This window comes from Mucilaginibacter angelicae, from assembly GCF_042434235.1.
GTDB classification, from domain to species: domain Bacteria; phylum Bacteroidota; class Bacteroidia; order Sphingobacteriales; family Sphingobacteriaceae; genus Mucilaginibacter; species Mucilaginibacter angelicae.
The window spans coordinates 1-12,227 of sequence record NZ_JBHLTS010000064.1 but is presented as its reverse complement, the minus strand read 5'-3'; the positions used below and the strand labels follow the sequence as shown (position 1 = coordinate 12,227).

General features: G+C 40.8%; 15 protein-coding genes. 8 read left to right on the top strand and 7 right to left on the bottom strand.

The genetic code is table 11. The features are described 5' to 3' along the window. Position 1: 1 nt before the first annotated feature. Complete coding sequence (locus ACFFGT_RS20590) at positions 2-154, bottom strand: hypothetical protein (RefSeq protein ID WP_377024393.1); 153 nt, start codon at positions 152-154, stop codon at positions 2-4. Positions 155-383: 229 nt separating this feature from the next. Between ACFFGT_RS20590 and ACFFGT_RS20585 the strand changes: the two genes are divergently transcribed. Beyond that, positions 384-686: a hypothetical protein gene (locus ACFFGT_RS20585; protein WP_377024392.1), complete on the top strand. Its 303-nt coding sequence runs from the start codon at positions 384-386 to the stop codon at positions 684-686. An 85-nt stretch (positions 687-771) separates the two neighbouring features. Next, positions 772-1,221, top strand: coding sequence for an SMI1/KNR4 family protein (locus tag ACFFGT_RS20580; RefSeq protein ID WP_377024391.1), 450 nt, complete (start codon positions 772-774; stop codon positions 1,219-1,221). A 226-nt stretch (positions 1,222-1,447) separates the two neighbouring features. Here the strand turns inward: ACFFGT_RS20580 and ACFFGT_RS20575 are convergent, their stop codons facing one another. Further along, entirely contained in the window at positions 1,448-1,687 is a 240-nt protein-coding gene (locus ACFFGT_RS20575; protein WP_377024390.1) for a hypothetical protein, read from the bottom strand. Positions 1,688-1,691: 4 nt separating this feature from the next. Next, positions 1,692-2,090: a winged helix-turn-helix transcriptional regulator gene (locus tag ACFFGT_RS20570; RefSeq protein ID WP_377024389.1), complete on the bottom strand. Its 399-nt coding sequence runs from the start codon at positions 2,088-2,090 to the stop codon at positions 1,692-1,694. A gap of 88 nt (positions 2,091-2,178) precedes the next feature. Between ACFFGT_RS20570 and ACFFGT_RS20565 the strand changes: the two genes are divergently transcribed. Then, on the top strand, positions 2,179-2,817 hold the full coding sequence (locus ACFFGT_RS20565) for a short chain dehydrogenase (protein WP_377024388.1): 639 nt from the start codon (positions 2,179-2,181) through the stop codon (positions 2,815-2,817). Between the two features lie 220 nt (positions 2,818-3,037). Here ACFFGT_RS20565 and ACFFGT_RS20560 read toward each other — a convergent pair whose 3' ends face one another. From ACFFGT_RS20560 to ACFFGT_RS20550, 3 genes are all read right to left on the bottom strand, one after another. Then, positions 3,038-4,588, bottom strand: a complete 1,551-nt coding sequence (locus ACFFGT_RS20560; RefSeq protein ID WP_377024387.1) for an Rne/Rng family ribonuclease — start codon at positions 4,586-4,588, stop codon at positions 3,038-3,040. A gap of 234 nt (positions 4,589-4,822) precedes the next feature. After that, on the bottom strand, positions 4,823-5,677 hold the full coding sequence (locus ACFFGT_RS20555) for a tetratricopeptide repeat protein (RefSeq protein WP_377024386.1): 855 nt from the start codon (positions 5,675-5,677) through the stop codon (positions 4,823-4,825). A gap of 12 nt (positions 5,678-5,689) precedes the next feature. Next, complete coding sequence (locus ACFFGT_RS20550; RefSeq protein WP_090534644.1) at positions 5,690-5,986, bottom strand: HU family DNA-binding protein; 297 nt, start codon at positions 5,984-5,986, stop codon at positions 5,690-5,692. Positions 5,987-6,407: 421 nt separating this feature from the next. Here ACFFGT_RS20550 and mutY point away from each other — a divergent pair, with 421 nt between their 5' ends. Further along, complete coding sequence (gene mutY, locus ACFFGT_RS20545; RefSeq protein WP_377024385.1) at positions 6,408-7,454, top strand: A/G-specific adenine glycosylase; 1,047 nt, start codon at positions 6,408-6,410, stop codon at positions 7,452-7,454. Positions 7,455-7,478: 24 nt separating this feature from the next. After that, positions 7,479-7,889, top strand: coding sequence for a single-stranded DNA-binding protein (locus ACFFGT_RS20540; protein ID WP_377024384.1), 411 nt, complete (start codon positions 7,479-7,481; stop codon positions 7,887-7,889). A 171-nt stretch (positions 7,890-8,060) separates the two neighbouring features. Here ACFFGT_RS20540 and ACFFGT_RS20535 read toward each other — a convergent pair whose 3' ends face one another. Continuing rightward, a complete protein-coding gene (locus ACFFGT_RS20535; protein WP_377024383.1) occupies positions 8,061-9,338 on the bottom strand; it encodes a thioredoxin family protein in 1,278 nt (425 codons plus the stop codon). A gap of 585 nt (positions 9,339-9,923) precedes the next feature. Between ACFFGT_RS20535 and ACFFGT_RS20530 the strand changes: the two genes are divergently transcribed. The 3 genes from ACFFGT_RS20530 (at position 9,924) to ACFFGT_RS20520 (ending at position 12,076) form a co-directional block, all read left to right on the top strand. Further along, the gene (locus tag ACFFGT_RS20530) at positions 9,924-10,664 is read left to right on the top strand and encodes an SDR family oxidoreductase (protein WP_377024382.1); all 741 of its coding nucleotides are present in this window, start codon (positions 9,924-9,926) and stop codon (positions 10,662-10,664) included. Positions 10,665-10,783: 119 nt separating this feature from the next. Further along, positions 10,784-11,536: an SDR family oxidoreductase gene (locus ACFFGT_RS20525; RefSeq protein ID WP_377024381.1), complete on the top strand. Its 753-nt coding sequence runs from the start codon at positions 10,784-10,786 to the stop codon at positions 11,534-11,536. 111 nt (positions 11,537-11,647) lie between these two features. Next, the gene (locus ACFFGT_RS20520) at positions 11,648-12,076 is read left to right on the top strand and encodes a hypothetical protein (protein ID WP_377024380.1); all 429 of its coding nucleotides are present in this window, start codon (positions 11,648-11,650) and stop codon (positions 12,074-12,076) included. Positions 12,077-12,227 lie beyond the last annotated feature (151 nt).

The following is a 12,227-nucleotide window of genomic DNA, read 5'->3' as shown; positions in this document are numbered from 1 at the left end:
CTTACACTGCATCCTCGTGTAAGTTGGAGTTGTTGCCGGTTTGCTGTAACAGCGCGGTTTGTTGCGGGTTGAGTGTGAAGCCGGTTTTCCAGTAGTAGACGGCAGTAGTGTTGTTATTTATGCTTTTTTTGCAGGCCGAAACGAGTAACAGCATTGCAACGTAGCTCAAAAACTTTTATTCATAGTGTGAGTAGATGCCGGCAAGTTACAGTTTTTTTGAAGGTTGATTGTCTACTATCAGATTGACTATAACCACCAATCTTAATATGTAAATTTATTGTACAATGAAACCCTTATTAAATCTCCTGATTTTATTATTACTGGTACCTAATTCCAAAGTAATAGCCCTAATTAAGCGTGATTCTGTGCTCGAATCAAAAATAATGGATTTGATATTAGACCTCCAGGAAGTTAAACGTGCTAATTCCTACGTGGTTAAGCATAGTCATAATAAACGCCACTTGCTTGATTACATTAATGGGCGACCGGTTAAGAAAGGTGGAGATTACTGGGTAAAAGTATGTGAAGATAATGGGTACGCCTATTTTACTCATTTTAATTTTTTCGTGAACAGTAACACATTAGCTATCCGATATATGGATGTAGTGACGGGTGATTATATCCCATTAGACGTTTTGCGCAAGGACAAAAAGCGACATAAGGTTTTGGAATATAAATATAAATAAGATGATGCCAGATATGCAACAACAAACACCTCTCACATCAAAGGCTTTTCATTATAACATGTAAATTCGACTTCAAAAAAAGACAATGCTGGAATTTTTTAATACAGAAGACAATTTAACACTGAATGATATAAGATCAATAGAAATAAAATATAGCTTGTCGTTTCCAGATGAGTATGTAAAACATTTATTGACTTATAATGGTGGCCAGTGTAATCCTAATACTTTCGAATTTGTAGAAAATGGACAAGTTACCGAGTCCAATATTGATTGGTTCCTGGCAATATATGCTGGTGACTTTGATAATTTAGAAGACTATATAACTATTTATAAAGTAAATGAAATAAGAATACCAGAATCATTCATTCCGATTGCTCATGATCCAGGGGGTAACTTAATTTGTATATCTTGCAATGATAACCGAATATACTTTTGGGATCATGAAAGGGAAACTGTCAACACAAATCACCATCATCCAGAAAACGTATACTTCATAGCCAACAACTTGACAGAATTATTCAACATTCTCAAATAATTACACCTTGTATACAGGCCACAAGGCATAGCCACCAACTGGTCGAGGTTTAGCGACAGCACAACTTCGATCTAAAATAGGTTAAGCTTTCAGCTTAACTGTATAAGAAGGGTAAATTCCTATTTTAATATTCCAGGTATGCAAGCAAAATGCTTGCCTTATTTTAGAACAATTTACGCTGTCGCTAAACTTCGACCAGTAACAGCTGCAGCTAAACGTCGAAAGCCTACTCTTCTGATGTGAGCATTATCGCGCAAAGAGCTCTTATTGTTTCAGATAACTTACCTTCTTCATTCAGTTGTAAAAGTTCAGCCTCTCTAAAAACTCGTTTGTAAGCCTTTCCTTTACAATTTGCATCTATGGTAATAACGACATCCTCAGTTAAGCTATGTGGTATTGACCGTGTTATTACCAAGGCATCAAAGTGCGGCGTGAAAATCTCCTTTATTTTATCAACTATTTCCATATAACTATACGTTAGTCCAAAGGCAATCCGGGTTAAAAGCCGAATTTGCGTTTTTAAGATAATCGATACCCCACTCTTCCATAGCACAAATTACCGAAACTAATGCCCGGCCATTAGCCGTTAACGAATATTCAACTTTTGGTGGAACTTCGGCGTAAAGCTCACGCCGGATAATTCCTTCACTGGCCAGCGCCTGAAGCTGTGTGCTCAGAACGCCTGGTGTCACTTTGGGCATAGCTTCTTTTAATTCACCAAATCTTTTAACCCCATGATACAGTTCCCATAAGATCGGCATTTTCCATTTCCCGGATAAGACATCGATAGTTGCAATTACCGGGCAAAATTTTTCTGATGCTGCTTGCATTTTATCCCGCTGGATATCAGCAATACTATGGTTTTTCATACTGTATATGCTATTTCGTACTTATTTTTTATATGAAGTTAAAGGTTTTATTTTGACGTGCAAACAATTAGAATCAACCAATATACATATGAAAGTCATACTTATAGGTGCAACAGGGATCCTCGGAAAAATCATTTTTAAAGAGCTAAAAAAATATAACGACATTGATGTTATCACCGTTTCAAGAAATGGGGCAACCGATATTCATGCCGATATTTCATCAGCCGACCAGATCAAAGCTATGTATGCTAAAGTGGGGAGCTTTGATTCGGTGATCAATGTTGCCGGCCACTGTTGGGTAGGGCCATTTGACGAAATGACCGAAGAGAATTGGTACTCGGGCATCAAAACAAAGATGATGGGACAGATCAACCTGGTGATGATAGGCAAGGAACTGATTAATGATAACGGATCTTTCACCCTTACCTCCGGTTTTTTATCCGATGATCCCATAAAAGGCACGATCAATTACAGTGTGGTTAATGGAGGCATAGAAAACTTTGTCTTTGCAGCGAATATCGAACTCAAGCGTGGAATTCGGGTTAACGCAATCAGCCCTGGTGTTGTTCTTGAAAATTATGATGGCATGATGAATACGCCTATAGCCGGCCAATACCCGGTATCTCATGAAAGGGTTGTCCATGCTTATTATAAAAGTGCGTTTGGATATCTGAGCGGCCAGGTTTTTAGAGTATGGGAACCGTCAACTCAATATATCCGAAAGTAACAATTGTATAACCTTACTCCGTTAAAAATAGGCGATAACTTTGTTTTACGCTCCAACTGGTTGAAGTTTAGCGACAGCGTAACTTCGATCTAAAATGAGTTAAGCTTTCAGCTTAACTCTCCCCTTAAACAAAAAAAGAGCAGATGCTCATCCAAACATCTGCTCTTTTTAAAGATCTTTAATTTTGTGCCCTTTTCAAACAGTTGCACATCTGAAGTTTTTACAGTTTAATTTCTTCGTCTTTTGAGGAGAAGAAATGGAACTCCGTGATTTGGTAGGATGGGTTGCTTTTAACCTTGATCCATTGGCCATATTTTATAAACCACTTCATTTGGCGGTTATAGATGCCCTTTTTAATAAAGGCCTCAATATATGGGTGTACACACAGGGTTATACCTTTTTCGTTTTGCTCGGTAAGAATGTAATTGAAATTGTTTTCAATATCGTCCATAAGCAAAATGGTTGGCCTTATAGTACCTGTACCGTTACAGGTAGGGCAAACCTCGCTGGTAACAATATTCATTTCGGGCCTTACACGCTGACGGGTGATTTGCACCAGTCCAAATTTGCTTGGGGGCAAAATGGTGTGCTTGGCACGGTCGTACTGCATTTCGGCACGCAGAAAATCAAAAAGCTCCTTGCGGTTTTGCGGTTTGTGCATATCGATAAAATCGATCACCACAATGCCGCCCATATCGCGCAGGCGTAATTGCCTTGCAATTTCTTTGGCAGCTTCCTTGTTTACCTGGTAAGCGTTCTCTTCCTGGTTTTCTTTACTGGCTGTACGGTTACCGCTGTTTACGTCAATAACGTGCAGGGCTTCAGTATGCTCAATTACCAGGTATGCACCACCGGCAAGGTTAACAGTTTTGCCAAACGCGCCCTTGATTTGCTTCTCGATACCAAAATGGTCAAATATAGGTTCCTTATGCTTGTGCAGGCGGACTATACTTTCCATATCGGGCGAGATCTCATGAATGTATGAACGAATTTCTTCGAACATACTATTGTCATTGGTATAAATGTGCTGAAAATCGGGGTTCAAAATATCCCTGAGGATAGTTGATGTACGCCCTATTTCGCCCAATACCTTTTTTGAAGGCTCAACAGAAGGCAGCTTGGTAATAAACTGCTCCCATTTCGAGATCAGGTCAAGCAGGTCTTTCTGTAGTTCATCAACCCCTTTACCTTCGGAAACTGTACGGATGATAACGCCAAAATGTTTTGGCTTAATGCTCTCAACTACTTTACGAAGCCGTGTACGCTCGGTATTGCTTTTTATCTTTTTCGAAATAGAAATTGCTTCCGAAAAAGGTACTAAAACAACATACCGGCCTGCTATTGACAGGTCGGAACTTAAGCGTGGCCCCTTAGTTGATATGGGTTCTTTGGCTATTTGTACCGGGATAAGCTGGTTTTTGGTTAATATCTCAGAGATCTTTCCTCCCTTATTGATATCGGCCTCAAGCTTAAACCCATCCAATAGCTTTGACTGATATCCCCCGCTACGTACTTGCTTGGTTAGTTTAAGCAGGCTTTGTACCTGCGGACCAAGATCAAGATAATGCAAAAAGGCATCCTTCTCATAGCCAACGTCAACAAAGGCGGCATTTAGGCTGGGCATGATCTTTTTGATGCGGCCCAGGTAAATATCGCCAACTGTATAGTTGTTGCTTACCTGTTCTTTGTGAAGCTCTACGAGTTGTTTATCCTGTAATAATGCAATGGTAGCCCCGTTGGGGGATGAATCGATAATTAATTCTTTTATCAATTGCTACTCCATTTCTTATAACGGTAAAAACCGTGTGTTAATAAGTGGGTAAAAAAACACTAATAATAAAAAGTTACCCGCCCCGGTTTGGGGCAGGTAAAATCTGCATTGGTTAAAGCAGCTTATTTCTTTTTATGTCTGTTTTTTCTCAAACGTTTTTTGCGTTTGTGGGTAGCCATTTTGTGTCTTTTACGTTTTTTACCGCTCGGCATAATAATAATTTTTAAATGTGTGTTAGTTATTTAATTCCTTGATATATCCATCAATGCGCTGACTGAATACAGGGTCAGGCATCATTTCTTTGCATTTCTGGTAAGCATCAATAGCTTCCTTTTTCATACCTAATTGCTTATAGCTTTCGGCTAAATAAAAAGTAGGTTCCAGTTCCTGCTTTTGTGCAAGCAGTGTTTTAAACCTGCCTACCGCTTTTTCATACTGACCCGATTTCATGGCAAACATACCTAAGTTAAGGTTTGCGTTCCAGTTATTCGGATCTTTTTTAACAACCTCAAGCAGTAGCGCAATGCCCTGCATGGGGCCTGCTGCTCCGTTTACATAAGCTATGCCCAACCCGGTTTTACCTTCAAGGCTTTCGGGTTGTAATTTCAAAGCATTTTGAAATGCTTCGGCTGCGTTGCTTACAAAAGCGGGCTGCAATAAAGTATCCTGAGTAAGTTTATATGCATCATTAAAACGGTTACCTGCGTTTATCCAGTCTTGCACCTTGTTTTGCTTACGGGCTAATGCCTGGTAGTAAAAAGCTGCGGGTGCAGGCTGGTTAACATCGTCCCAGTGCTTAGCCAGTTGCGCTTGCAAAGCTGGTGCATCTGCGTCTGATGCTTTCTTTAACTGGGCTTCAAGGTCGTTTATCTTAGCTGCCAATGCATCCCCAATAGCTGCTTTGGCGGGGGCAGATACCATATCAACGGTAATATTAGCTACCGGTTTAGCAGCGCCAGCAGAGGCGGCCATTGTCGGTTTGCTGTTTTTATCGTCTTTTGGCTTTACTAAACCTTTTACGGGCAACCAATACAAATAGCCCATAATAACAACTACGGCTGCACTAACGACTATTTGTTTTTTATTCATGATGGCGTATAATTATTTTTTGCTGGTTTTGTTACCTGACTTTACTTTCTCAACAAAAGTTTTAGCTGGTTTAAAGCTTGGCACAAAGTGCTCAGGGATAATGATGGCAGTATTTTTTGAAATGTTACGCGCTGTTTTTTTAGCTCTTTTTTTAACTACAAAACTACCGAACCCTCTTACATAAACATTTTCGCCGCCAACCATTGAGCTTTTAACAACTTTGAAAAACGCCTCAACAGTTTCCTGCACGTCTACTTTCTCTATACCTGTCTTTGATGAGATTTCAGTTATAATTTCTGCCTTAGTCATATCTTATTTACTTAATTTTATTTTATAAATACTTAACTGTTTTGGGGTTGCAAAAGTATTGCTTTATCCGTTAACAGCGAAATATTTATCTGTTTTTTTTTGTCAATAGCGTAAAACCTACATTTTCGTTACAATTTTGAGTATGAGAGGCTTATAAATCACGGGCTAAACGCAAATTTGCAGGTGTAAAGAAGTGTGAAAAAAAGTGTGAAAAACCACCATTTTGATATGCCTGACCAACACTTCGCTTTCACACTTTTTTAAACTGAAATTGTCCTTCGGTCCTGGATTTTCAGCGTTCAGGCTTCTTAAATTCCTGATGTCCTGTTTGAAGTCCTGCGTCCTGATTTCTTACCTCTTGATTCTTGCTTTCTTATTTCCGGTTTCCTGGTTCTTCCATTACATTGTTACTTTTACATCAATGAATTTTACCGACGAACTGGTACAATGGTACTTGAACAACAAACGCGACCTGCCCTGGCGTAACACTACCGATGCGTATGTGATCTGGCTATCTGAGATCATACTGCAGCAAACCCGGGTAGAACAGGGGATGCCTTATTTTTATCGCTTCCTTGAAAAATATCCTGATGTAAGCAGCTTTGCCGCCGCTCATGAAGATGAGATCCTGAAGCTATGGCAGGGCCTGGGTTACTACTCAAGAGGGCGCAACATGCTTAAAACAGCCCGACTGGTACAGGAGCTCCATAAAGGCCGCTTTCCGGACAGCTATGACGAACTGATAAAACTAAAAGGAATTGGCGAATACACCGCTGCAGCCATTGCTTCATTTGCTGCCAATGAGGCCAAAGCCGTAGTTGATGGTAACGTTTACCGGGTGCTGGCCCGGTACCTGGGGATTTATGAGCCCATCAACTCAACCAGCGGTAAAAAAACATTCCAGCAGGTTGCTGATGATTTTCTTAATAAGAAAATGCCGGGACTACATAATCAGGCTATGATGGAGTTTGGCGCCATGCTGTGCAAACCTAAAAATCCAACCTGCGGAATTTGCCCTGTCCGTACAGGCTGCGTAGCATTTAACAACAATGCAGTGGCCGGTTTGCCCGTGAAATTAAAAACAGTAAAAGTTCGCGAACGCTTTTTTAATTATTTCCTGATAACTGATGGCGATACCGTTTTAATGAACAAAAGGGGCGATAAAGACATCTGGGCCAATATGTTTGATTTGCCAATGGTAGAAACCGGTTCACTTTTAACTGTAAAAGACCTGCTGAAACAACCTGAAGTTTTAACTGTTTTTGGTAATGATATTGAGACAATTGAAATTTCGCCGGTACATAAACATATCCTTACCCATCAGCGGCTTTTTGTAAGGCTGATAAAAATTGAAAATCAGCCCCCCAAAATGAATGAAAACTGGGTTAAAACCAACGTTCAAAACCTACCGGAGTTAGCATTACCTAAAATCATTTTTATATTATTAAAAAATATTTTTAATTTGTAAAATAATTTTGCGTTAATTTATGGCATGTCTGGAATAAACAAAGTAATACTCGTTGGCCACTTAGGCAAAGACCCTGAAGTGCGGAATTTAGAAGGCGGAGTATCCGTTACGAGTTTCCCTTTAGCTACTTCCGAAACCTTTAATAAGGACGGCCGCAAGGTTGAACAAACCGAGTGGCATAACATTGTGATGTGGCGCGGATTGGCCGAAGTAGCCGCCAAATTCCTTTCAAAAGGGAAGCTGGTTTATATTGAGGGCAAACTCCGTACCCGCTCCTTTGAGGATAAGGAAGGGATAAAAAAGTATACTACCGAAATTGTGGCAGAAAACTTTACCATGCTTGGCCGTAAAAGTGATTTTGAAAACGAGCTGTCAAAGTCAACTTCAAAAAACGGGGACTCGTACATTGATCAATTAAACGGAGAGGATTATTAATTTGACCTCACTTTACTAAACTACATCAACAAAAATGCCCTTCTGCAAAGGATGAGTATATACATCGTTTGGATCTCACAGCTCTTTCGATAGAATACAGGTTCCTTTAGAAAAGAATAGTCTTATACGCTCTGCTTCGCTATGCATGGTGTATAAGACTGCTCCGCAATACTACCAGATCTTTTCGCCCTTTTTCATTTTGTCCAGCTGTTTGGATAGCTCTTCGTTTTCTTTCCCGTTTATCTTAATCAGCTTTTCGAAAGCTGCGATGCCTGCGTCCTTTTCTCCGGCTTTGTATAACAGGCAGGCATAAGTGTTCAGGTAGTTCAGGTTTTCTTCATTGCTGCCGGTAAGTGTGGATTTTGACCAATCGGCTGCCGTTTTTAAATATTCCTTTTCATCATTTTCAAGATATATATCCCATGCATATGAGTTGAGCATATTGGTGTCAAAACCTTTAGGTTTGGCTGTATAGGCGTTAACGGCTGCGATAAACTGTGGTTTATCTTTGCACCATTGATAATAAGCCGGTTTGGCGCAAATGATCATATCGGCGGCCTGATTGGGGTATTTGGCTTCAATTTTAGATTTAACATTATCCCAGTTCACATCTTTTATAACATCGCCTGTGTAATAAAACATAAACCCATTATCTACTCTTTTTCCATCTTTTCTTAATTGCGGAAGTATCAGCTCATCAAAAGCGATATTGTTAATAATGATTGCGCTTTGTCCTTTACCGGCTACGGCATCTACTTTATCTCCATCATGAAGTAATACGGCGAACCCTGGATCCGTGCTTTTTTTGGTGGCAATGGCTACCAGTTTTATATTTTCTTCAGCAAGCAGGTCTTTTTGGGTAGCCAGGTAAGCGTTTGCCGCAATGGGGATAAATTCAAAATCGCCGGTTTGCTGGGCAGCATTTACAAGCTTCAGCAGGAATGCAGGATCTCTTTTGCCCTGTTTAAATTGGTTTTTCAGATGCGTGTATTGTGTGGCCGGATCAAGAGCCGGTTTTGCTTTGGCTATAAATTCATCGGCCTTAGTTGTGCCGCCTACTATGGTGTGCACTAATTCGCCATCCGGGTTAAAAAATAAAAATGTTGGGTAGGCCGTAATTTTGTAAGTGCTTGCTAAATATTTAGCATCCTTATAAAACAGTTTTACATCGGCATTATCGTTTTTGGTTACATCAAACTGAACAGATACGTTAATGAAGTTTTTATTGAAAAAGTCGCCCACCTTTTGTTGAGGAAAAATCTCCTGCGTCATCATTTTGCAGGGTACGCACCAGCTTGTAAAGCCATCAACAAAAACATACTTGTTTTCTTTTTTTGCTTTGGCCTTGATCTGGGCCCAGGTAAGGCCGTGTTCAAATTTAATCCCTTTTTCGGCGGCTTGCAGGGTTGTGCTTAGCAGCAGCAATGCTATTATCAATACTTTATTCATGGCAGGTTTATTTGGTTAATGCAAGTTAAATATTTAGCAATAAATAATCATGCTCTATTTGTTAGCCTGGTTTCTCGCGAAGGCGCAAAGACGCAAAGGTTTTTCCTTAGCGCCTCTGCGAGTAACCATCAGGCGCCCCTTAAAAAACCGTACTGACGTATAAAGTACATTTTCAGCGATAGTGCGCGGGACCGCGTTAGTGATAGTAGCGGATACCGGCCTTGTGGCTAATGCCTGTGCAGTATGAGCGGATAGCACGGGCCGCAGGCAACGCCCATATTCATAAACCGATCGAAAAATATACTTAATAATTTATAACTAACAATCACGTCATTATTAAGCTCATTTAATCTCAGACATTTAATATGCTACTTATTGATATCATTTTCAATGCGATTGTCTGCGGACAAAAATAGATGGCTCAAAACATCAGCAATCAATACCCCTGCCCATCCATAAAAAACACCAATCTTAGATATTCGTATGTAATGCTTTAATATGTGTATCATTCAGGGGGCCTGCTCTCCCCACCTTTGTATTGTCAATCAACAACGACAAAACATAAACAAAATAACAAAGGAAACCATGAACACATTAGCATCAAAAGTAGTATTAGTAACCGGCGCCTCAAGGGGCATCGGTGCAGCAGTAGCCCACAAATTAGCAGCCGAAGGCGCTAAAGTAATTATCAACTATGCAGGCGGTAAAGAAGCTGCCGACCAAACAGTAAACGCCATCAAACAACAAGGCGGTGACGCCATTGCCCTGCAGGCCGACGTAAGTAAAGCCGCCGAAGTGGCAGCCATGTTTGATGCAGCAATAGCCCATTACGGCAAAATTGATGTGCTGGTAAACAACGCCGGCATCATGATCACAAAACTTTTAAAAGACACTACCGACGAGGACTTTACCCGCCAGTTTGATATCAACGTTCGCGGTACATTTAACACCATGCGTGAGGCCGCTACCAAACTGGCCGACGGTGGCAGCATCATCAACTTTTCATCAACCACTACCCGCGTCATGATGCCAACCTACAGCACCTATGTAGCAACTAAAGGTGCGGTTGAACAATTAACCCGCGTATTTGCAAAAGAGGTTGGCGCAAGAGGTATTAATGTAAATACAGTATCTCCCGGCCCAACCAATACCGAACTGTTCACCAAAGGCAAACCACAGGAAATCATCGACCGCCTGGCATCACTATCAGCTTTTAACCGCATCGGCGAACCTGAAGATATCGCCAAAACTGTAGCCTTCCTGGCCGGCGATGATGCCAAATGGATCAGTGCACAAAATATAGGCCTGAATGGTGCAATGGCTTAAGCCCCCTAACCCCCTAAAGGGGGAATATAGAGAAACAAGACGAAAAGAATCAAAAAACAAAAAAAATCGGTGAAATCATCCTTCATCGGTGAAATCACAAAAAATCAAAGAAAACAATCATGAACTCATTAAATAATAAAGTAGCAGTAATAACCGGCTCAGCCCGGGGTTTAGGTAAAGCAATTGCCGAACGTTATGCAGCATTAGGCGCCGATATCGTGATCAACTATTCACGCGATAAAGCATCGGCAGATGAAGTGGTAAGCAACATCAAAGCAATGGGCGTAAAGGTAATTGCGGTACAGGCCGATGTAAGTAAAGTGGCTGATATTGAAAGGCTGTTTGCAGAAGCCAAAGCAGCTTTTGGTAAAATAGATATCGTAGTGGCCAATGCCGGTATCGAGCTGGTTGAAACACCTGTAGTTGATTTTACCGAAGAACAGTTTGACCGCGTGTTCGGCATTAACACTAAAGGCACGTACTTTACCATGCAGCAGGCTGCTAAAAATGTGGAGGATAATGGCCGCATCATTTACATAGCTTCAAGCACCACTTCATTCCCTGTACCCGGAATGGCAGTATATGGCGGCAGTAAAACCACCCCCCGTTACCTGGTTGATATCCTTTCAAAAGAAATTGGTCACCGTGGTGTAACAGTTAACTCTATCATACCCTTTGCTGTTGATCATTCAGGTATCTTTGCAGACGCTGACAGTTATCCCGAATTAAGGAAACAATTGCTTGACAGCTGTCCGATGGGCCGCCTGGCCGAAGTTGAAGATGTGGCCAATGCGGCCGAGTTTTTCGCCAGCGATCTTTCATCATTTGTGAACGGCCAGCACTTGCTGGTAAACGGCGGCGCAACAAATTAATTATCAGTTTAGTAACATAGGGTAGCAGGTTGTGGTCTTAGCTATAACCTGCTATCTTTTATTTAACAGGATTTTAAAAGAGTATTATTTGATTTATACATCTACTATGTCATGAAAACACTTAATCATTATATCATATACGGCACACTAATTACTTCAACTGTAAACGCTCAAGCTGCAAAAACACCTGCTTCAACCATACAAAACATCAATACCATGAATACTGAAAAGCTAACTAACCCGGTAGTAAAACAAGCCATTGACGCCCTGCAAAGCGGTGATAAACAAGCCTGGTTTGCTTTGTTCGGCAAGGATTCGCAGCTTTTTGACGATGGCAACAAGATGAACTTTAAAAGCTTTTTTGAAAAGGCTTTAGGGCATGAGCGTTTTACCAGCATTGATAAGGCTGAACAAAACGGCACGCATATTTACGGCAAATTTCACAGCGACCAGTGGGGCGATTTTAAAACTTATTTTAAGTTTACGGTTGATGCCGACGGTAAGATCAGCAAACTGGAGATTGGGCAGGCGGGTTATTAAAATCGCCTTTTTCTATTCATCACATCATTGCGAGTAACGATCAGGGGAAACCTGAAAAAAAATGTAATGACGTGCTTTGGGATGAGAAGTAAGATATTTGCCTGGAAAAACAAGGTCAAACTACAGACCCCGTATAATCCTTGGGGCCTTT